20 protein-coding genes are annotated in these 19,389 nt (G+C 72.0%); 11 read left to right on the plus strand and 9 right to left on the minus strand.

Annotated elements, in window-relative coordinates:
- Window positions 1-1,794, minus strand: a 1,794-nt coding sequence (locus tag ACFWJO_RS29425; protein ID WP_386869958.1) for an HAD-IC family P-type ATPase, incomplete at its 3' end; no start/stop codon positions are given.
- A gap of 88 nt (window positions 1,795-1,882) precedes the next feature.
- A complete protein-coding gene (locus tag ACFWJO_RS29430) occupies window positions 1,883-2,179 on the minus strand; it encodes a DUF2530 domain-containing protein (protein WP_386869960.1) in 297 nt (98 codons plus the stop codon).
- Window positions 2,180-2,424: 245 nt separating this feature from the next.
- Between ACFWJO_RS29430 and ACFWJO_RS29435 the strand changes: the two genes are divergently transcribed.
- On the plus strand, window positions 2,425-3,876 hold the full coding sequence (locus tag ACFWJO_RS29435) for an NCS2 family permease (protein WP_386869962.1): 1,452 nt from the start codon (window positions 2,425-2,427) through the stop codon (window positions 3,874-3,876).
- On the opposite strand, the gene ACFWJO_RS29440 is transcribed toward ACFWJO_RS29435, so the two are convergent.
- On the minus strand, window positions 3,846-4,070 hold the full coding sequence (locus tag ACFWJO_RS29440) for a ribbon-helix-helix protein, CopG family (RefSeq protein ID WP_386869964.1): 225 nt from the start codon (window positions 4,068-4,070) through the stop codon (window positions 3,846-3,848). The genes ACFWJO_RS29435 and ACFWJO_RS29440 overlap by 31 nt on opposite strands.
- Before the next feature lie 131 nt (window positions 4,071-4,201).
- On the opposite strand from ACFWJO_RS29440, the gene ACFWJO_RS29445 reads away from it, so the two are divergent.
- The 3 genes from ACFWJO_RS29445 (at window position 4,202) to ACFWJO_RS29455 (ending at window position 6,717) form a co-directional block, all read left to right on the plus strand.
- Window positions 4,202-4,645, plus strand: coding sequence for a MarR family winged helix-turn-helix transcriptional regulator (locus ACFWJO_RS29445; protein ID WP_384423175.1), 444 nt, complete (start codon window positions 4,202-4,204; stop codon window positions 4,643-4,645).
- 26 nt (window positions 4,646-4,671) lie between these two features.
- The gene (locus ACFWJO_RS29450) at window positions 4,672-6,036 is read left to right on the plus strand and encodes an MFS transporter (protein ID WP_386869966.1); all 1,365 of its coding nucleotides are present in this window, start codon (window positions 4,672-4,674) and stop codon (window positions 6,034-6,036) included.
- 189 nt (window positions 6,037-6,225) lie between these two features.
- Window positions 6,226-6,717, plus strand: coding sequence for a lamin tail domain-containing protein (locus ACFWJO_RS29455; protein ID WP_386870022.1), 492 nt, complete (start codon window positions 6,226-6,228; stop codon window positions 6,715-6,717).
- A gap of 78 nt (window positions 6,718-6,795) precedes the next feature.
- Here ACFWJO_RS29455 and ACFWJO_RS29460 read toward each other — a convergent pair whose 3' ends face one another.
- Window positions 6,796-7,308 (minus strand): GNAT family N-acetyltransferase, encoded by a 513-nt coding sequence (locus ACFWJO_RS29460; protein ID WP_386869968.1) that lies wholly within the window; start codon window positions 7,306-7,308, stop codon window positions 6,796-6,798.
- A gap of 33 nt (window positions 7,309-7,341) precedes the next feature.
- Here ACFWJO_RS29460 and thpR point away from each other — a divergent pair, with 33 nt between their 5' ends.
- The gene (gene thpR / locus ACFWJO_RS29465; protein ID WP_386869970.1) at window positions 7,342-7,926 is read left to right on the plus strand and encodes an RNA 2',3'-cyclic phosphodiesterase; all 585 of its coding nucleotides are present in this window, start codon (window positions 7,342-7,344) and stop codon (window positions 7,924-7,926) included.
- Between the two features lie 231 nt (window positions 7,927-8,157).
- Window positions 8,158-9,150 carry an aldo/keto reductase gene (locus ACFWJO_RS29470; protein ID WP_386869972.1) on the plus strand — a complete coding sequence of 331 codons (993 nt, stop codon included), beginning with the start codon at window positions 8,158-8,160 and terminating at the stop codon, window positions 9,148-9,150.
- Between the two features lie 39 nt (window positions 9,151-9,189).
- Here ACFWJO_RS29470 and ACFWJO_RS29475 read toward each other — a convergent pair whose 3' ends face one another.
- On the minus strand, window positions 9,190-9,777 hold the full coding sequence (locus tag ACFWJO_RS29475) for a Uma2 family endonuclease (RefSeq protein ID WP_386869974.1): 588 nt from the start codon (window positions 9,775-9,777) through the stop codon (window positions 9,190-9,192).
- A gap of 110 nt (window positions 9,778-9,887) precedes the next feature.
- Window positions 9,888-10,442, minus strand: a complete 555-nt coding sequence (locus ACFWJO_RS29480; protein WP_386869976.1) for a MarR family winged helix-turn-helix transcriptional regulator — start codon at window positions 10,440-10,442, stop codon at window positions 9,888-9,890.
- Window positions 10,443-10,496: 54 nt separating this feature from the next.
- On the opposite strand from ACFWJO_RS29480, the gene ACFWJO_RS29485 reads away from it, so the two are divergent.
- Window positions 10,497-10,898, plus strand: a complete 402-nt coding sequence (locus ACFWJO_RS29485) for a carboxymuconolactone decarboxylase family protein (protein WP_386870024.1) — start codon at window positions 10,497-10,499, stop codon at window positions 10,896-10,898.
- A gap of 8 nt (window positions 10,899-10,906) precedes the next feature.
- Here the strand turns inward: ACFWJO_RS29485 and ACFWJO_RS29490 are convergent, their stop codons facing one another.
- Window positions 10,907-11,593, minus strand: coding sequence for a GDSL-type esterase/lipase family protein (locus tag ACFWJO_RS29490; RefSeq protein ID WP_386869977.1), 687 nt, complete (start codon window positions 11,591-11,593; stop codon window positions 10,907-10,909).
- 79 nt (window positions 11,594-11,672) lie between these two features.
- Here ACFWJO_RS29490 and ACFWJO_RS29495 point away from each other — a divergent pair, with 79 nt between their 5' ends.
- Window positions 11,673-12,695: a WD40 repeat domain-containing protein gene (locus ACFWJO_RS29495; protein WP_386869978.1), complete on the plus strand. Its 1,023-nt coding sequence runs from the start codon at window positions 11,673-11,675 to the stop codon at window positions 12,693-12,695.
- A 152-nt stretch (window positions 12,696-12,847) separates the two neighbouring features.
- Here ACFWJO_RS29495 and serC read toward each other — a convergent pair whose 3' ends face one another.
- Window positions 12,848-13,966 (minus strand): phosphoserine transaminase, encoded by a 1,119-nt coding sequence (gene serC / locus ACFWJO_RS29500; RefSeq protein ID WP_386869980.1) that lies wholly within the window; start codon window positions 13,964-13,966, stop codon window positions 12,848-12,850.
- Between the two features lie 51 nt (window positions 13,967-14,017).
- On the opposite strand from serC, the gene ACFWJO_RS29505 reads away from it, so the two are divergent.
- Window positions 14,018-16,855, plus strand: coding sequence for an FAD-binding and (Fe-S)-binding domain-containing protein (locus ACFWJO_RS29505; RefSeq protein WP_386869982.1), 2,838 nt, complete (start codon window positions 14,018-14,020; stop codon window positions 16,853-16,855).
- Window positions 16,856-16,874: 19 nt separating this feature from the next.
- Here ACFWJO_RS29505 and ACFWJO_RS29510 read toward each other — a convergent pair whose 3' ends face one another.
- Window positions 16,875-17,774, minus strand: a complete 900-nt coding sequence (locus ACFWJO_RS29510) for a LysR family transcriptional regulator (protein ID WP_386869984.1) — start codon at window positions 17,772-17,774, stop codon at window positions 16,875-16,877.
- 308 nt (window positions 17,775-18,082) lie between these two features.
- On the opposite strand from ACFWJO_RS29510, the gene ACFWJO_RS29515 reads away from it, so the two are divergent.
- Window positions 18,083-19,030 carry a DMT family transporter gene (locus ACFWJO_RS29515; protein WP_386869986.1) on the plus strand — a complete coding sequence of 316 codons (948 nt, stop codon included), beginning with the start codon at window positions 18,083-18,085 and terminating at the stop codon, window positions 19,028-19,030.
- 55 nt (window positions 19,031-19,085) lie between these two features.
- Window positions 19,086-19,265 (plus strand): DUF1272 domain-containing protein, encoded by a 180-nt coding sequence (locus ACFWJO_RS29520; protein WP_384418353.1) that lies wholly within the window; start codon window positions 19,086-19,088, stop codon window positions 19,263-19,265.
- The last annotated feature ends 124 nt before the right edge of the window (window positions 19,266-19,389 follow it).

The following is a 19,389-nucleotide window of genomic DNA, read 5'->3' on the forward strand; positions in this document are numbered from 1 at the left end:
GTTGTTCAGCAGGACGATCTGGGCCACGGCGCGCGTCGCCTCCGAGCCCGAGCCCATGGACACGCCGATGTCCGCGTCCTTCAGCGCGAGGACGTCGTTGACGCCGTCGCCCGTCATGGCCACGGTGTGCCCGTGCGACTGGAGCGCGGCGACCATCTCCCGCTTCTGCTGCGGCGTGACCCGGCCGAAGACCGCGTTGTCGTCGAGGACCCGCGCCATCTCCTCCCGCTCGTCCGGCAGCTTCCGCGCGTCGACCGTGTGCTCGGCGCCCGGCAGCCCGAGCTTTCCGGCCACCGCGCCGACCGAGACCGCGTTGTCGCCGGAGATGACCTTCGCGGCGACGTTCTGGTCGGCGAAGTACGCGAGCGTGTCGGCCGCGTCGGGCCGCAGCCGCTGCTCCAGGACCACGAGCGCCGTGGCCGTCGCACCCTGCGCCACCTCCGGGGAGTCGAGCTCCCTGGTGGTGCGGGCGAGCAGCAGCACCCGCAGGCCCTGCTCGTTCAGCCGGTCGACCTCCGCGAGCGAGGGGTCGCCGGGCGCGAGCAGCACGTCGGGCGCGCCGAGCAGCCACGTCGAGTTCTCGCCGTCGCCCTCGCTGAAGGCGGCGCCGCTGTACTTGCGGGCGGAGGAGAAGGGCAGGGCCTCCGTGCAGCGCCAGTCCTCAGCGTCCGGGTAGGCGTCGATGATCGCCTGGAGGGAGGCGTTCGGCCGCGGGTCGGCCTCGCCCAGGGCGCCGAGGACCTTCCGTACGTACTCCTGGTCCGCGCCGTTCAGCATGCGCAGCTCGGTGACGTCCATGCCGCCCTCGGTGAGCGTGCCGGTCTTGTCGAGGCAGACGACGTCGACCCGTGCGAGGCCCTCGATCGCGGGCAGCTCCTGCACGAGGCACTGCTTGCGGCCGAGCCGGATCACGCCGATCGCGAAGGCGACGGAGGTGAGCAGGACCAGGCCCTCGGGGATCATCGGGACGATGCCGCCGACGGTGCGGGCGACCGAGTTCTTGAAGTCGTTGTCCTTGGCGACGAGCTGGCTGATCACGAGCCCGACGGCGGTCGGGATCATCATCCACGTCACGTACTTGAGGATCGTGGAGATGCCGCTGCGCAGTTCGGAGTGGACGAGCGTGAAGCGGGAGGCCTCCTCGGCGAGCTGCGCCGCGTACGCCTCGCGCCCGACCTTGGTGGCGGTGAACGCGCCGCCGCCGGCGACCACGAACGAGCCCGACATCATCCGGTCGCCGGGCCGCTTCACGACCGGGTCGGCCTCGCCGGTGAGCAGCGACTCGTCGACCTCCAGGTTGTCGTGTTCGGCGACGACGCCGTCGACGACGACCTTGTCGCCGGGGCCGAGCTCGATGAGGTCGCCGAGGACGATCTCGGAGGTCGAGATCTCGGCGGAGACGCCGTCGCGCCGGACGGTGGGCCTGGCCTCGCCGATGACGGCGAGGCTGTCGAGGGTCTTCTTGGCGCGGAGTTCCTGGATGATGCCGATGCCGGTGTTGGCGACGATCACGAAGCCGAAGAGGCTGTCCTGGATCGGCGCGACGAAGAGCATGATCACCCAGAGCACGCCGATGATCGCGTTGAAGCGGGTGAAGACGTTGCCGCGGACGATGTCGGCGGTGGAGCGGGAACTGCGGACGGGGACGTCGTTGACCTCGCCGCGCGCCACGCGCTCGGCGACCTCGGCGGAGGTCAGGCCGGCCGGACGGTGCACGACGGCCGGCTCCGCCGCGGCGGTCCCCCTTCCGCCGGTCCCGCTTCCCTCAAGGTCGATCTTCGCCCGCTGAGTCATGTTTTCGACGTTACGGCGGGAATCGGCCGCTCACCCGCCGAGAAGCCCGAACATCAGACCGGGGTAGGACGGAAACGGTCCCCCGTTATTACACGGCGGGGCGCTGCGTCTCCTGCTGCCTCTCGCGCTCCGCCTTCTGCCGCGCCTCGTGCCGCTTGATCGCCGCGTCGCGCTTGCGCACGTACCAGATGCCGATGAGGCCCAGGCCGGCGCCGGCCAGGCAGGTCCACACCCACCAGGTCAGGTCCCGGTCGTCGAACCATCCGTAGAAGGGGACCTGGACGAGGAACAGGACGAACCAGAGGATCGTGCCGCCCGTGATGGTGGCGACGACGGGCCCCTCCAGGGGCTCGGGTGCCTCGTGCTTCGGTGTCCACTTCGCCATGCGGCCCAGTCTAGGCGGGCGGGTTCCCGGCCCCTCGTGCGGTCGGCACCGCCGGAGGCGTCCGGGCCGCACCGCCGACGGCGTCCGGACGCTCCCGCCGAAGGAGTACGGCCGCACTCGGGACGCCGCCGAGGGTCTACGCGCGGAGATGGACTCCCGCTCGTTCATCTGTTCATACTGAAACGGTTTGCCTCTGGCGAGTTCCCTTCGTATGAACCGCCAAATTGACCATACGAGGACAACCCATGAGCACCACGGCCACCGCCAAGGCCACTTCTCCGGAGCCTTCCGCTCCGCAGCAGCCCGCATCCGGCCTCGACCGCTTCTTCAAGATCTCCGAGCGCGGCTCCACCGTCGCCCGCGAGGTCCGCGGCGGTTTCGCCACCTTCTTCGCGATGGCCTACATCATCGTGCTGAACCCGATCATCCTCGGCAGCGCCAAGGACATGTACGGGCACCAGCTCGACGGCGGCCAGCTCGTCACCGCGACCGTCCTGACGGCCGCCTTCTCGACGCTGCTCATGGGTGTCATCGGCAACGTGCCGATCGCGCTCGCCGCCGGCCTCGGCGTCAACACGGTCGTCGCGCTCCAGCTCGCGCCGAAGATGTCCTGGCCGGACGCCATGGGCATGGTCGTCCTCGCCGGCATCGTCGTGATGCTGCTCGTCGCGACCGGTCTGCGTGAGCGCGTGATGAACGCCGTGCCGGTCGGCCTGCGCAAGGGCATCGCGATCGGCATCGGCCTCTTCATCATGCTGATCGGCCTCGTCGACTCGGGCTTCGTCTCCCGCATCCCGGACGCCGCCCACACCACCGTCCCGCTGCAGCTCGGCGGTGACGGTCACCTCACCGGCTGGCCGGTGCTCGTGTTCATCCTGGGCACCCTGCTCACCCTCGCGCTGATCGTCCGCAAGGTGCCGGGCGCGATCCTCATCTCGATCGTCGTCATGACGATCGTGGCCATGGTGATCAACGCGGTCGCGAAGGTCCCCTCCTGGGGCCTCACCACCCCGGAGTGGCCCGGCAACCCGGTCGCCTCGCCCGACTTCGGCCTGGTCGGCAAGGTCAGCCTCTTCGGCGGCTTCGACAAGGTCGGCCTCCTGACCGGCGTCCTCTTCGTCTTCACCGTGCTGCTGTCCTGCTTCTTCGACGCGATGGGCACGATCCTCGGCGTCGGCGACGAGGCCAAGCTGATCGACAAGGACGGCAACTTCCCCGGCATCAACAAGGTCCTGCTGGTCGACGGCCTCGCCGTCGCCTCCGGCGGTGCCACGTCCTCCTCCGCCACCACCTGCTTCGTGGAGTCCACGGCGGGCGTCGGCGAGGGTGCCCGTACGGGTCTTGCCTCGGTGGTGACCGGCGGACTGTTCTCGGTCGCGCTGTTCCTCACGCCGCTCGCCACGATGGTCCCGTCGCAGGCGGCGACGCCGGCCCTGCTGGCGGTCGGCTTCCTGATCCTGGCCGGGTCGGTCAAGGAGATCGACTGGAGCGACTTCACGATCGCCGTGCCGGCCTTCCTGGCCATGGTGATGATGCCGTTCACGTACTCGATCACGAACGGCATCGGCATCGGCTTCATCGCCTTCAGCGTGCTGCGTCTCGCGGCCGGCCGGGGCCGTGAGGTCCCGGTGGCCATGTACGTGGTGTCGGCGGTCTTCGTCTTCTACTACGCGATGCCGGCACTCGGCCTGACCTGATCCTCGGGCGCGTCACCCGCCCCGTAGAACTTCTCCGTCTCGTCGACGGCGGTCTTGAACCGCTCGTCGAAGTCCTCCCGAACGAGCGTCCGGACGACATAGTCCTGGACGCTCGTTCCTCTTCTGGCGGCGTGTCCGCGGAGCCGTTCGAGCAGCTCTCCGTCGATGCGCAGGCTGAGCACGGTCGATTCCATGTCCGTCAGGTTCGCGCCACGGAAGGGCCGCGTGCGTCACTTTCCGGATCGGTCTCACTCATTTGGGTGACAGGTTGCGACGGAAGGTTTTCGATTGGTCTTTAGAGAGAGTAATGAGTTACGCTAAGGACATGCCTGACCTGTCGCACGGCACCGCCGACGATGCCGCCGCCGTGAACGCGCTCCGCAGCGCCGTCATGCGGCTGGGCCGACGCCTGAAGCACCAGCGCGTCGACGAATCGCTGAGCCCCACCGAGATGTCGGTGCTCGGCACCCTGTCGCTCTGCGGCTCCGCCACCCCCGGCGAGCTTGCCCGCAAGGAGCACGTCCAGCCGCCCTCGATGACCCGCATCGTCGCGCTGCTGGAAGCCAAGGGACTGGTCAGGCTCGAGCCGCATCCCGACGACCGTCGGCAGAAGGTGGTCAGGCAGACCGAGCAGGCGGAGTCCATGCTGGAAGAGTCCCGCCGCAAACGGAACGCCTGGCTCGCCACCCTCGCCGAAGGTCTGGACGAGGACGAATGGGCGAAGCTGCGCGCAGCCGCCCCGGTCCTGGAGAAGCTCGCCCACCTGTAGCCGAGGCGCCAAGGAGGCGACGCACTTTGAGTACGGGACCCGGAGCAGACTCCGCACCCGTCCATGAATCCGATACCTACTCCCGCGCACGCAAGCGCGACCGCCGGAGCGAGGGGACCTTCTCCTCGCTCGGGATCCGGAACTACCGGCTGTTCTTCACCGGAGCGATCGTCTCCAACACCGGTACGTGGATGGCCCGGATCACCCAGGACTGGCTGGTCCTGAGCCTCACCGGCTCCGCCGCCGCCGTCGGCATCACGACGGCGCTCCAGTTCCTGCCGATGCTGCTGTTCGGCCTGTACGGCGGTGTCATCGCCGACCGCTACCCGAAGCGCCGCATCCTCCTCGTCAGCCAGGCCGCGCTCGGCCTGTGCGGACTGACCCTCGCGGCCCTGACCCTCAGCGGACACGTCCAGGTCTGGCACGTCTACCTGATCGCCTTCCTGCTCGGCATGGTCACCGTGGTCGACAACCCGACCCGGCAGTCCTTCGTCTCCGAGATGGTCGGCCCGGACCGGCTGCGCAACGCCGTCTCGCTGAACTCGGCGAACTTCCAGTCCGCCCGGCTGATCGGCCCCGCCGTCGCCGGCCTGCTCATCGCGGGCGTCGGCAGCGGCTGGGCGTTCCTCATCAACGGCCTGTCCTTCCTCGCCCCGCTCGCCGCCCTGCTCCTGATGCGCCCGGCCGAGCTCCACAAGGTGGAGCGCGCGCCGCGGGGCAAGGGCCAGCTGCGCGAGGGCCTGCGCTACGTCGCCGGCCGCCCCGACCTGATCTGGCCGATCGTCCTGGTCGGCTTCATCGGCACGTTCGGGTTCAACTTCCCGATCTGGCTGACCGCCTTCTCGGAGGAGATCTTCCACGTCGGCGCCGGTACGTACGGGTTCCTGAACACCCTCATGGCGGCCGGCTCGCTCGTGGGCGCGCTGCTCGCGGCCCGGCGCGGCTCGACCCGGCTGCGGAAGCTGGTCGTCGCGGCGGGCGTGTTCGGCGTCCTGGAGATCACGGCGGCGCTGTCGCCCTCCTTCTGGCTGTTCGCGCTGCTCCTGGTCCCCATCGGGATGATCGGCCTGACGGTCAACATCAGCGCGAACTCGGCCGTCCAGATGGCCACGGACCCGGTCATGCGGGGCCGGGTGATGAGCCTCTACATGATGGTGTTCGCGGGCGGCACCCCGATCGGCGCCCCGCTCCTCGGCTGGGTCACCGACACCTACGGCCCCCGCGTCGGCTTCGCCACCGGCGGCCTCGTCTCCCTCGCCGCCGCGGCCGTCATCGGCCTGGTCCTGGCGCGCGTGGGCCGCCTGAAGCTCGCGGTCGGCTGGCACCACGGCCACCCGAGCCTCCGCTTCGTCCCCCAGACCCACCGCCCGAGCCTGGCACCGGCCGCCTAGCGGGAACGCCGCAGCGAAGGGGCCGGGCCCGGTCACGGGAGCCCGGCCCCTTCGCCGTATCGCCGAAGGGGCTGGAGGCGTCGGAAGACGACTGTCTCGATTCAGGCGTTTGCGGGGTGGCGCCGTGAAGATTATGTGTACGTTGAGTGCCGCTCAAGTGCCCACAGCCACAGGAGGTTTCACTTGCGCATGCGCTCCGCCGCCATAGCCGTCGCCCTCGCCGCCGGCACCCTGGCCGCCCTCACCACCGCACCGGCCCAGGCCACCGAGTACTCCTCGGCACTGAAGATCAAGGGCGTCCAGTACGACGCGCCGGGCCCGGACTCCAACCGGTGCTCCGGTGGCAACACCGCCGCCGAGTTCGTCACCATCAAGAACTACTCCCGCACCGCCACGGTGAACCTCAAGGGCTACGTGGTGAAGGACGCGGCCGGGAACTCGTACACCTTCCGGATCAACCACTACCTGCAGCCGGGCGACTACGTGCAGCTGCGCGGCAACTACGGCACCGAGTCCGATGCCAACAACGTCGCCTACCGCAACAACTGCAACTTCATCTGGAACAACGACCGCGACACCATCAAGCTGATCAAGCCGGGCGGCGCCTACGCCGACACGCACTCGTACACCAAGAGCGGCAACGACAGCGACGGGAACGGCTACATCACCTTCCACGGCTGAGGACCGCCCGGCGCGAGGCCCGCCCCCGGACCTCGCGCCACCCGGCCCCTTTGCCGTATCCGCGGCTGTCCTGGCCGGTCAGACCCGCTGTTCCAGGACCTGGCCCGGCCAGTCGTTCACCGTGAACGACTCCGTGCGGGTGAAGCCCTGGCGTTCGTAGTACGCCACCAGCCGGCCCTCGCTGCCCGCGAAGCAGTCCACCCGCAGCAGCGAGACGCCCTCGCGGCGGGTCTCGGAGGCCGCGTGGGCGAGGAGGGCCGCGCCGACGCCGCGGCCGTGGAAGCGGGCGTCGGTGGCGAGGAAGCGGACGTACCGCTCGGGCTCGTCGGCCGGGGCCACGTACTGGCCCGGGTGCGGGGTCAGGGTGAGCGTGCCGGCGGGGACGCCGTCGATCTCCGCGATCCACGGAGTGCCCTCGGACGCGACCCGCTCGACCAGTTCCACCGTCTTCGGGCGCGAGGTGAACGGCTCCGTTCCCCACTGGGCGGTGATGCCCCGCTCGTTGAGCCAGACGACCGCACTGTCGAATATCGCGAGCATCGCGGGAACGTCCTCCGGCCCGCCCTGTCTGATCTTGATCCCGGTATCCATCCGGCCGAGGTTAGTCCCTGCCAGACTCGACCCATGAGGCTTTTCGCTGCCGTCCTGCCGCCGCCCGCGCAGCTCGACGAGCTCGGCCGCGAGGTCGACCGGCTCGCGCACCTGCCGGGGGCCGACCGGCTCCGCTGGACCTCCCGGCCCGGCTGGCACTTCACGCTCGCGTTCATGGGCGAGGTCGACGAGGACCTGCTGCCCGACCTGCACGCCCGGCTCGGCCGCGCCGCCCACCGCACCGCGCCCTTCCCGCTGCGCCTGCACGGCGGCGGCCACTTCGGCCGCGCGGTGCTGTGGACCGGCGCGGCGGGCGGCCTGGACGAGATGCGGCTCCTCGCCGAGCGCGCGGATGCCGCCGCCCGCCGGGCCGGCGTCGCGATGGACGAGCACCGCCGCTACCAGGCCCACCTCACGGTGGCCCGCTCCCGCACCAACGACCTGGACCTGCGCCCCTTCGTCACCGCCCTCGACACCTTCGAAGGCAGCCGCTGGCAGGTCGCCGAGCTCGCCCTGATCCGCAGCCACCTTCCCGGCGGCGGCCCGCCGGGCAAGCAGCCGCGCTACGAGACGATCGCCACGTGGCCCCTGGGCGGAGCGGCCGAACCGGCGCGTTAACCTCGAATGGTGGACCCGAAAACCCGTAACCGGATCATGGCCGGTGTGCTCGTCCTGATGTTCGCGATCATCGCGGTGGCGTCGATGGTGGGCGGACAGTAACCGCGTCGGCCCCCCTGGCCGGCACCTCTTCCGTCCCCGCTCCGTCCGCTCGTCCCGCTCCTCAGGCTCTTCCCGCTCCTCCCGTAACCCCTTGCTTCGAGTGGACTCCAGGCAGTTGGCTTGATCCTCATGGAGTACACGCAGCTCGGACGCACGGGACTCAAGGTCGGCCGACTCGTCCTCGGCACCATGAACTTCGGTCCGCAGACGGACGAATCCACCAGCCACGCGATCATGGACGCCGCGCTCGACGCGGGCCTCAACCTCTTCGACACCGCCAACGTCTACGGCCAGACCGCGGGCAAGGGACGCACCGAGGAGATCATCGGGTCCTGGTTCGCCAAGGACCCCGCGCACCGCGACAAGGTGGTCCTCGCCACCAAGATGTACGGGAACATGGCCGCTGAGGCCGGGCCCGCCTGGCCCAACCACGACAAGCTGTCCGCCGTGAACATCCGGCGCTCCGTCGAGGCCAGCCTCAAGCGGCTCGGCACCGACTACATCGACCTCTACCAGTTCCACCACGTCGACCGGCTGACGCCCTTCGACGAGATCTGGCAGGCCGTCGACGTGCTGATCCAGCAGGGCAAGATCCTCTACGCCGGTTCCTCGAACTTCCCCGGCTACAAGATCGCCCAGGCCAACGAGGCCGCCGCCCGGCGCGGCATGGTGGGCCTGGTCAGCGAGCAGTGCCACTACAACCTCCACGAGCGGCGCGCCGAGATGGAGGTGATCCCGGCCGCCCAGGAGTACGGCGTCGGCGTGATCCCGTGGTCGCCGCTGGGCGGCGGTCTGCTGGGCGGCATCATCGGGAAGGCGCTCAAGCACGGGCGCCGCGCCGGGGGCCGCGCCGCCGACGTGCTCGCGGACCCGGCGGTGCGGGCCCGCATCCAGGCGTACGAGGACCTGCTCGACAAGCACGACCTCGACCCGGGCGAGACGGCCCTGGCCTGGCTGCTCACCCGCCCCGGCGTGACCGGCCCGATCATCGGCCCGCGCACCCCGGCACAGCTGACGAGCGCCCTGCGCGCGCTGGAGCTGAAGCTGAGCGAGGAGGTCCTGGCGGGCCTCGACGCGATCTTCCCGGGGCCGGGTCCGGCGCCGGAGGCGTTCGCCTGGTGAGTACGCGCTGAGGGGGCGGGACCGAGGGGTCCCGCCCTGTCAGTCGCGGGGGAATCCCTCGGTCTTGAGGACGAAGTCGAGCGGGGTCTTGGTCAGGTCGAGGTCGGTGCCGAAGGGGACCCGCATCTCCTCGGTGTACTCGCCGTCCTCGGGCTTCGTGTGGGCGATGCACCGGCCGGTGTAGGGGTCGACGATGACGTGGACGGGGACGCCGGCTGCGGCGTAGGCGATCTTCTTGGGGCCGTAGTCGTTCATGCCGGTGCCCTTGGAGATCACCTCGGCGACGAACTCCACGTCCTCGTGGTTCCAGCGGCCCTTGTCGTTCTTCTCGGCGTCGTCCCTGATCTTGACGACGTCGGGGCAGAACGCGTTGCGGTCGCCCGGGAAGTCGATCCGCACGTCGGACTTCACCTTCACGCGCTTCCCGAACCGGTCTACCAGCGCTTGGGCGATCTCGAAGGTGATGTCCCAGTGCGTATCCCTCTGCGGAACCATGAAGACGACCCCTCCGACGACTTCGCTCTTGTGTCCTTCGGGGGCGATCTCCAGCCACTCGAACAGCTTGTCCAAGGGCACTTCGTTCTCGCTCATGGCCAGCTCGATCCTGTCGTCCTCTACGACGGTCATCGTGGCGCTCCTCCCCGCTGCCGCGCGTTCGCATGCAGTCGCCGTCGCCAACGATACGTACGGCCGCCCCGACACGCCGGTGGCGACAACTCGCCGTCCCCTTCCCGGGGTCAGGCGCCGCCCAGCCAGCTCGTCGCGTCCAGTCGGTAGGTGGTCTCGGCCGGGACGACGGCGCGCAGGGCCGTCTCCAGGTCGCGGACCCGGTCCGCGCCGAGGCGGGCCGCCCACTCGGCGCGCAGGGCGTCGAAGACGGCGGCGGAGCGGGTGAGGGCGTCGACGCCGTGCGGGGTGAGGCGGACGAGTTTGCGGCGGGCGTCGGCGGGGTCGTCGGCGCGTTCGGCGTAGCCGACGGCGAGGAGCCGGTCGACCGTCTTGCCCGCCGCCTGCTTGGAGACGCCGAGGCGGCGGCCGATGTCGCTGGCGGTGGAGCCGTACGGGCTCGCGGCGATGGCCTGGAGCGCGAAGCCGTGGGCGGGGCGCAGGTCGGGGTGGCCCTGGCGGGCGAGTTCGGCGTGGAGCCGGTCGATGAGGGTGCGGAATCCGGCGAAGAGCAGCAGGGGCAGCTCGAAGCCGGGCGGCTCGCTCGGTCCCGGGGGAAACCCCTTGCCCGGATCGACAACCTGGTTTACGTTTTCCTCGTCGACATGGTCAACCATGTTGTCCATTCTATCGCTTCTCCAGGGGGAGTCACCTTGCCGCAGGCCGTCACGACCGCCGACATGTCCGCCCGCACCGCCAACGCCGTCGCGCTCCTCAAGGAGTCGCCCCACACCCTCGACGGCTTCCTCAAGCTCAGCGAGATCTTCGAGTCCACCACCCTGGACCCGCACTCCCGCGAGACCGTCATCCTCACCGTCGCCGAGCGCAACCAGTGCCACCTGTGCGTCGACATGCACGAGTCGAAATTCGCCGCCCTCGGCCCGGCGCCCGCGCCCGAACGCCTCGCCGCCGTACGCCGGTTCACCCTCCAGGTCCTCGCCGCCTCCGGCGCGGTCTCCGACGGTGACCTCGACGCCTTCCTGGGCCACGGCTACACCCGCCAGAACGCCCTCGAAGTCGTCCTCGGCATCGGCACCTACACCGTCTCGACCTTCGCCAACCGGCTCACCCGCGCCGCCTGACCAGGGCGTCAGTGGCGGTACGGGCCGCCCAGGCCCCACGCCTGGTGCATCGCGTCGGCGAAGGCCGCCGCCAGCTTGTGCTCGCCCGTGGGGCCCGGGTGGGTGCCGTCGTAGGTGTCCTGGTGGATGTCGTACGACTCCGGGACCGTCGCCAGGAGGAGCGGCGAGGAGGCGGTGTCCAGGTCCGCGACCGTCTTCGCGAGGAGTTCGTTGAAGCGGGCGCACTCGGCGGCGAACGGCGCGTCGTACTCGGCGCGGACGTTCGGGATGACCGGCAGCATGACCGCCCGGACCCGCGGGTTCGCGGCGCGGGCGGCGGTCAGGAAGGCGCGGACGTTCTCGGTGGTCTGGTCGCTGTTGGTGTAGAAGCCGAGGTCGATCAGGCCCAGCGAGACCAGCAGCACGTCCGCGCGGGCCGCCGTGACCTCCTCGCTGACGAGCGGCGCCATGTGCAGCCAGCCCTCGCCCCAGCCGGCCAGGTGCCGGCGGGCGGCGGCCGGGAAGTCCGGGGCGGCGTACGCGTGTGAGGTCGCGGCGTCGTCGGCGGGCTCGTACAGAGCGGTGCGCGGGCCGGTGATCTCGTACCCGCCGGGGCCGGGCAGCACGGCCTCCAGGTGCTGCCACATCCGGTACCGCCAGGTGAAGTCGCCGGCGCGTCCGATGGTCATGCTGTCGCCGACGAACAGAAAACGCATGGGGCACATCATCACCGACGCCCGGCCGCGGCGGCGACGTGACCCCCGACACCACGGGCCCCGTGGCAGGCTGGTCGGCATGCGAACTGCTCTGCGCGTCCTGGGAACGGCGGCCCTCGTCCTGCTCGCGGCCGCCCCCGCCGGCGCGGCGGACACCACGAACGCCGCGGACGCCGACCGGGACTTCACCATCGAGGACCCCCGGATCACCGAGTCCAGCGGCCTCGCCGCGAGCCGCGCCCACCCCGGGATCTACTGGACGCACAACGACCAGGACGCGCCCCTGATCTACGGCGTCGACTCCCGTACGGGAAAGACCGTCGCGACCCTCACCATGAAGGGCGTCGGCACGCCCCGCGACATGGAGGCGATCTCCGTCGGCCCGGACGGCGACATCTACGTCGGCGACATCGGCGACAACCTCGACGGCTCCTGGGACCACGTGTGGATCTACCGCTTCCCGGAGCCGGAGCAGCTGCGCGACCAGACCGTGCGGGCCACGCAGTACGACGTGCGGTACGCCGACGGGCCGCGCAACGCGGAAGCCCTGATGGTCCATCCGAAGACCGGCCGGGTCTACATCGCCAGCAAGAACGAGGACGGCGGCGGACTGTACGCCGGCCCCGCGCGGCTCGACGCCTCCCGCACCAACGTCTTCCGGCGGATCGGGGAGGTCCCCTGGGTGACGGACGGCGCCTTCTCGCCGGACGGCGGCCGGCTGGTCCTGCGCGGCTACCTCCTCGCCAAGGAGTACGCGTGGAAGGACGGCCGCCTCGGCGACGACGGCACGTCCGTCGGCGCGCCCTTCCAGGGCCAGGCGGAGTCGGTCACGTACACGGCGGACGGCTCGGCGCTGATGTTCGGCGCGGAGGGCCGGGGCAGCCGGGTCGTCCGCGTCGACCGCGAGGGCACCGCGCCGTCGCCGGGCGCCGACCCGGCCGGCCCGGGCACCTCCGGCACCCCGAAGCCGCCCGGCGCCGGACCCGCGGGGCCCTCCGCGACCGGCGGCGGCGAGCAGGGGAACTTCGCCCTCGGCGTCGTCGTCCTCGGCCTGGCGACCGTCGTCGTGGTCGGCCTCAAGCGCATGTTCCGCCGCGACTGACCCGGCCGTCCGGGCGTCCGGCCCGGCCGTTAGGCCGGGCGGGCAGGACCGGGGCAGGAATCCGAAAGGGCCCGGCGCCGGACCGTCAGCCGGTCCGGGCGCCGAGCCCTTCGTACGGGCCGCCGGGCCCCTCGTACGGGAGGGAGGAGCGCTTACAGCTTCTCGATCACGTAGTCGATGCACGCGGTGAGCGCGCGGACGTCCGCCGGGTCGATCGCCGGGAACATCGCGATGCGCAGCTGGTTGCGGCCCAGCTTGCGGTACGGCTCGGTGTCCACGATGCCGTTGGCGCGCAGCGCCTTGGCGACCGCCGCCGCGTCGATCTCGTCCGCGAAGTCGATCGTGCCGATGACCTGCGAGCGCTTCGCCGGGTCGGTGACGAACGGCGTCGCGTACTTGGACTCCTCGGCCCAGCCGTAGAGGGCGTCGGAGGACTCCTTCGTACGGGCCACGGCCCAGTCCAGACCGCCCTGGCCGTTGATCCACTTCAGCTGCTCGGCGAGCAGGAAGAGGGTCGCGAGCGCCGGGGTGTTGTACGTCTGGTTCTTCAGGGAGTTGTCGATCGCGGTCGGCAGGCTGAAGAACTCCGGGATGTGCCGGCCGGACGCGTGGACGCGGGCCGCGCGCTCCAGGGCCGCAGGCGAGAACGCCGCGAGCCACAGGCCGCCGTCGGCGGCGAAGGACTTCTGCGGGGCGAAGTAGTAGACGTCGGTCTCGGTGATGTCGACCGGCAGACCGCCGGCGCCCGAGGTCGCGTCCACCAGCACGAGCGCGCCCTCGTCGGCGCCCGCGACCCGCTTCAGCGGGGCGGCGACACCGGTGGAGGTCTCGTTGTGGGTGTAGGCGTAGACGTCGACGCCCGCCTCGGCCACCGGCTCCGGGTGGGTGCCCGGGTCGGAGGAGATCACGGTCGGCTCGGCCAGCCAGGGGGCCAGCTTCGCGGCCTTCGCGAACTTGGAGGAGAACTCGCCGAAGGTGAGGTGCTGCGACTTGTTCTCGATCAGACCGTGGGTCGCGATGTCCCAGAAGGCGGTCGAACCGCCGTTGCCCAGGATCACCTCGTAGCCCTCGGGCAGCGAGAAGAGGTCACGGATGCCGGCACGCACCTCGCCGACCAGGTTCTTGACCGGAGCCTGGCGGTGAGAGGTACCGAGGAGCGAGGTGCCGGTGGCGGCCAGGGCGTCCAGCGCCTCCGTACGCACCTTGGAGGGGCCCGCGCCGAAACGGCCATCGGCGGGCTTGATGTCAGCGGGAATCTGGATATCGGCCACGAGGCGGAGCGTATCGGGTCGGGGAAGCCGGGGCCGGGTGATGTCCGCCGGATGAGACGCCGACTGAGACACTGTGTAGTCGTGGGATCACACGAGAACGGGACGGGGCGGGGCACGGCGTCCGGCACCGGAGGCCGGAGCGCCGCGGCGGACGCCGCGCTCGCCCGCGAGCTGCGCGCCGCCGTCGCCGGAGACGTCGACCTGTCCGTCACCGCGCGCGCCCTGACCTCCATGGACGCCTCCAACTACCGGCGCGTGCCGCTCGGCGTCGTCGCCCCGCGCGACGCCGACGACGTCGCCGCCACGCTGGCGGTCTGCCGTGCGCACGGCGTGCCGGTCGTCGCCCGCGGCGGCGGCACCTCCATCGGCGGGCAGGCCACCGGAACGGGTGTCGTGCTCGACCTCACCCGCCACCTGAACGACCTGGTGTCGCTCGACCCGGAGGCGCGCACGGCCGTCGTCCGGCCGGGGCTCGTGCTCGACCGGCTCAGGGCGGCGGCCCGCCCGTACGGGCTGACCTTCGGCCCCGATCCGTCCACGCACAGCCGCTGCACCCTCGGCGGAATGATCGGCAACAACGCGTGCGGCGCGCACTCCGTGGCCTGGGGCACCACCGCCGACAACGTGCGGGAGCTGGACGTCGTCACCTACGACGGGCGGCGGCTGCGCCTCGGGCAGGACTGGCGGGGCGCGCCGGCCGGCCTGCGGGAGCTGGTGGCCGGGCGACTCGCGCTGCTGCGGACCGGCTATCCGGCCGGGCTGCCGCGCCGCATCTCCGGTTACGCGCTCGACGCGCTGCTGCCCGAGCGGGGTGCGGACGTGGCCCGTTCCTTCTGCGGCAGCGAGGGGACGCTCGGCGTGGTGACGGAGGCGGTGGTGGGTCTGGTGCCGCTGCCCGCGGAGCCGGTGCTCGTCGTCCTCGGTTACCCCGACGAGAGCGCGGCGGCCGACGCGGCGGCGGGACTGCTGGCGCACCTGCCGCTGACCGTGGAGGGGATGGCCGCCGATCTGGTGCCGGGCCGGGCCGCGGAAGGGCTGCCGCGGGGCGGGGCGTGGCTGTTCGTGGAGGTGGACGGGCGCGGGGCGGCGGCCGGGCTCGTACGGGCGGCGGACGCGCTGGACTCCGTGCTGGTCACCGAACCGGCCGGGCAGCGGGCGCTGTGGCGGATCCGGGAGGACGCGGCCGGGACGGCGACGAGGATGCCTGCGGGCACCTCCCAGGCCGAAGGCTCTGGGAGAGGGACGGAGGCCTGGCCCGGGTGGGAGGACTGCGCGGTGCCGCCGGCCCGGCTGGGGGCCTATCTGCGGGATTTCCGGGGGCTGTTGGCGGAGTACGGGCTGCGGGGCACGCCGTACGGGCACTTCGGCGACGGCTGTGTGCACGTGCGCATCGACTTCGACCTGTGGACGGGTGAAGGGGTGGGCCGTTTCCGGGAGTTTTCGGAGGCGGTGGCCGGGCTCGTGGTGGCGCACGGCGGTTCGCTGTCGGGCGAGCACGGCGACGGCAAGGCGCGGGCGGAGCTGCTGCCGAGGATGTACGGGGACGAGCTCGTCGCCCTGTTCGGCGAGGTCAAGGACCTGTGGGATCCGGACGGCGGTCTGAATCCGGGCATGCTGGTGCGGCCGGAGCCGCTGGATTCCGGGCTGCGGTTCGCGGGGCTGCCGGTGGTGGGCCTGGGTCGGGCGGCCGCCCGGTGCGTGGGGGTGGCCAAGTGCCGGGTGGAGGGCCCGGGTTCGGGTCCGGGCGTGATGTGTCCCTCGTACCGGGCGACGGGGGAGGAGAAGCACTCCACGCGTGGCAGGGCCCGGCTCCTGCACGAGATGGCGCTCGGCGAGATCATCACGGACGGGCTGCGCTCGGAGGAGGTACGGGACGCGCTCGACCTGTGCCTGTCGTGCAAGGGCTGCCGCAGCGACTGCCCGGTGGGCGTCGACATGGCCGCGTACAAGGCGGAGTTCCTGGCCGGGTACTACGCGGGGCGGCCGTGGAAGCGGCCGCGCTCGCACTGGACGACGGGTGGCCTGCCGCGGCTCCTCGACCGCTTCGGAACGGGGCTGCACCTGGCCATGGAGCTGCCGTTCGCGGCGCGGCTCGCGGGCGTCACGCCGGAGCGGCAGCTGCCCAGGGTGGCGGAGGTGTCCTTCGTGTCCTGGTTCGGGGAGCGGGCCTCGGGCCGCCCGCCGGCGCTCACGCTGTGGCCGGACACCTTCACCGACCACCTGGCGCCGCACGTGGGCGCGGCGGCGGTGCGGGTCCTGGAGGCCGCCGGACTGGGGGTCGCCCTGCCGCCCGGCCGGGTGTGCTGCGGGCTCACGTACGTGTCGACGGGCCGGCTGTCCGCGGCGCGGCGGGTGATGCGCCGCACCCTCGACGTCATGGCGGACGTCGAGGGCCCGGTGGTCGTCCTGGAACCCTCCTGCGCGGCGACCCTGCGCTCCGACCTGCCCGAGCTGCTGCCGGACGACCCGCGCGCGGCCCGGCTCGCCGCGTCCGTCCGCACCTTCGCCGAGGCCCTGGAGGAGCTCGCCCCGGACTGGGAGCCGCCGCGCCTCGACCGCCCGGTCGCCGGCCAGACCCACTGCCACCAGCACGCGGTCCTGGGCGACGCGGCGGACCGCCGGCTGCGGCGCCGGGCGGGCCTGCACGGCGAACCGGCCGGCGGCTGCTGCGGGCTCGCGGGCAACTTCGGCTTCGAGCCCGGCCACTACGAGGTCTCCGTCGCCTGCGCCGAGGACCAGCTCCTCCCGTCCCTCCGCGCCGCACCCCCGGACGCCCTGGTCCTCGCGGACGGCTTCTCCTGCCGCACCCAGATCGCCCACCTGTCACCGCAACGCCACCCGCACCACGTGGCGGAGGTCCTGGCGGAGGCGCTGGACCAGGGTTACTGAGGAACTTGTCCGGGTGATGTCACTCGCCCCGTGCGATCTCCCGTGCCAGCTCCGCCAGTGCCTCCGTCGCCGGGTGGCGGGACGTCGCGCGCCAGGCCAGGAGGACCGGGAGGGGCGGGGCGTCGGGGAGGGGGCGGTAGGTGACGCCCGGGTGGGGGTGGAGGGCGGCGGTCGAGACCGAGGAGACGCCGATGCCGCGGCCCGCGGCGATCGCCGAGAGCCAGTCGTCGGTGTTGGCGACGGTGAGGGTCGTGCGGGGGCGGGCGTCGGGAGGCCAGAGGTCGAGGGTGGTGGTGCCGGAGACCGCGTTGAGGACCGCGGTCTCGGTCGCCAGCTCCGTCAGCGTCAGTTCCGGGCGCGCGGCCAGCGGGCTGTCGGCCGGCAGGGCCGCCACGCGGTCTTCGGTGAGCAGCTGTTCGGTCACCAGGCCCGGGATCTCCACCGGGCCGCGCAGCAGCGCCGCGTCCACCTCGCCGCGCAGCAGGCCCGCCGTGCGGTCGTCGATCCGGAGGAGTTCGAGCGGGGTCTCGGGGTGGTCCCGCTGCCAGCGGCGCAGGAGAGGAGTGGTGTACGGGCCGAAGGCCGACCACGCGTGGCCGAGCCGGAGGGGGCGGTGGCGGAGCCGGCCGGGATCGACGGCCGCGTCGAACGCGGCGACCGCGGCCGCGGCCCGGTCGCGGAAGGCGCGGCCCTCGGGAGTGAGGGCGAGGTGGTGCGTGGAGCGGTCGACGAGCCGGGCGCCGAGCTGCTTCTCCAGGGACGCGAGCGTGCGGGAGACGGCGGGCTGGGTGAGGTGGAGCCGCGCGGCGGCCCGGGTGAGGTTGCCCTCCTCCGCGACGGCGAGGAAGCAGCGCAGGTGGCGGAGCTCGATGCTGGTGCGGCTCATGCGTGCGGAGCATAACCGCAGCGCGATCGGCATTTCCGGTGCCGCGCCCGGCGTCGTAGCGTGAAGCGGAGGGTTCGGTTCGGGCTGTCGGCGGGCCCCCGGGTGGTGCGGGCCCGGAGTTCCGTCGGGGAGGCGGTGGCGGTGGCGGTGGCGGTCCAAGGGGCGGCCTGGCCGGGGGCCGTGGCCGGGAACTGTGGCTGTGGCCGTGGCCGTAGCTGGGGCTTGGGGCCTCTGTCGGGTCGGAGAAGTCGGGGGTGTTGTCCCGCAGTCCATTAGGATGGACATTGTGGTCCATTGTGTTGGACCCTTCGTCGAACGTCAGCAAGGCTAGGAGCGCCCCGGTGGAAAGCCCGGTCCAGGACATATCCGCCTCTCCGGCGGCCCGGCCCGCCGCGGCCCCGGCGGCCGCGGCCGGTCCCGCCGCCGGCTCGCGTGCCGGCGGGCGGCTCGGTCCCGTCGCGCTCGTCGTCGCCGGCGGCCTCTCCGTGCAGTTCGGCTCCGCCGTCGCCGTCCTCCTCATGCCCCGCGCCGGCGCCCTCGGCGTCGTCACCCTGCGGCTCGTGCTCGCCGCCGCCGTCCTCCTGGTCGCCTGCCGGCCCCGGGTCCGCGGCTACAGCCGCGCCGACTGGGGCACCGTGCTCGCCTTCGGCGCCGCCATGTCCGGCATGAACATCCTCTTCTACCTCTCCGTCGCCCGGATCCCGCTCGGCGCCGCCGTGACGCTCGAGGTGCTCGGCCCGCTCGCCCTCTCCGTCGTCGCCTCCCGGCGCCTGGTGAACCTCCTCTGGGCCGGGCTCGCCCTCGCCGGCGTCGTCCTGCTCAGCGGTGCCCACGGCGGCGGCTTCGACCGGCTCGACCCGGCCGGTGCCGGGTTCGCCCTCGCCGCGGGCGCCATGTGGGCCGCGTACATCGTCTTCAGCGCCCGTACCGGCCGACGCTTCCCGCAGGCCGACGGCCTCGCCCTGGCGATGGCCGTCGGCGCCGTCGTCAGCCTGCCCTTCGGCATCGCGTCCGCGGGCGACAAGCTCCTCGACCCGGCGACGATCGGTCTCGGACTCGGTGTCGCCCTGATGTCCTCCGTCCTGCCCTACACCCTCGAACTCCTCGCCCTGCGCCGCCTGCCCGCCCCCACCTTCGCCATCCTCATGAGCCTGGAACCGGCCATCGCCGCCACCGCCGGCTTCCTCGTCCTCCACCAGACCCTCGGTCCGGCCGACGCGCTCGCCATCGCCCTGGTCATCGCGGCCAGCATGGGCGCCGTGCGGACCCAGGTGGCCCGATCCCGTTGATCTCTGACCCGTGGCCGGTTTCCGCCGCCACGGGTCCGGCCGCAGGATGTTCGCCATGGCCCTTGAGATGCGCGAGCGTTGCGAACGCTGCGAGACGACCGCCCTGCCCGTCGACGCACCCGCCCGGATCTGTACGTACGAGTGCACCTTCTGCGTCCCGTGCTCGGACGCGATGGACGACGTCTGCCCCAACTGCGGCGGCGAACTGGTCGCCAGGCCCCGCCGCGCCTCCTGAACCCCGCTCCACCCCTCCGCACAGGGCCGCCGCCGGCGGCCCTGTTCCCGTTTCGGGCCTCCCGCAGAATCCCAAGCAAGCACGCTTGATTGTTTCTCCCCCGGCTGCCATGCTCCTCACGCAC

It is taken from the genome of Streptomyces sp. NPDC127092, assembly GCF_042722475.1.
Lineage (GTDB): Bacteria > Actinomycetota > Actinomycetes > Streptomycetales > Streptomycetaceae > Streptomyces.